A 537-nucleotide genomic window follows, 5' to 3' on the forward strand; every position below is an offset into this window, starting at 1 on the left:
CGTATTTGCTTGGTAACAATAGCGTTTTGGACCCACCTGACCCCATGCCGAACTCAGTAGTGAAACGAAACAGCGCCGATGATAGTGTAGCATTTGCTATGTGAAAGTAGGACATTGCCAGGCTCAAAATTTAGTCGATGGACTTAAAACTTAACAATTAAAATAAGAAAATTGAAAAGAATTTTCTTGGTAACAATAGCGTTTTGGACCCACCTGACCCCATGCCGAACTCAGTAGTGAAACGAAACAGCGCCGATGATAGTGTAGCATTTGCTATGTGAAAGTAGGACATTGCCAGGATCTAATTAAAGAAAGCCCGACTAGCAATAGTCGGGCTTTTTTACGTTTGCAGGAAAGTGATTTAGCAGTGAGTTAGCAAGGATTATGTTGGCGGGCAAAGGCAGCGCCAATCATACCAATCTGCCAAATTATGTGATCTAATTAGCACACTGATACTTATCTACTTTTACTAAATTGAACTTAGAAAAATCCAAGCAACTTTTAGCTTTATCACGTAAAGAGCCTAATGCGAGAAAG

Annotated in this window: 2 rRNA genes; both read left to right on the top strand. The window is 40.2% G+C overall.

From position 1 onward, the window contains the following. Positions 1 to 8: 8 nt before the first annotated feature. Positions 9 to 123: ribosomal RNA gene (gene rrf / locus H5158_RS22785) — 5S ribosomal RNA — on the top strand. 62 nt (positions 124 to 185) lie between these two features. Further along, positions 186 to 300 (top strand): 5S ribosomal RNA (gene rrf / locus H5158_RS22790). The last annotated feature ends 237 nt before the right edge of the window (positions 301 to 537 follow it).

Source organism: Pseudoalteromonas sp. SR45-6 (assembly GCF_014163545.1).
Taxonomy (GTDB): Bacteria; Pseudomonadota; Gammaproteobacteria; order Enterobacterales; family Alteromonadaceae; genus Pseudoalteromonas; species Pseudoalteromonas rhizosphaerae.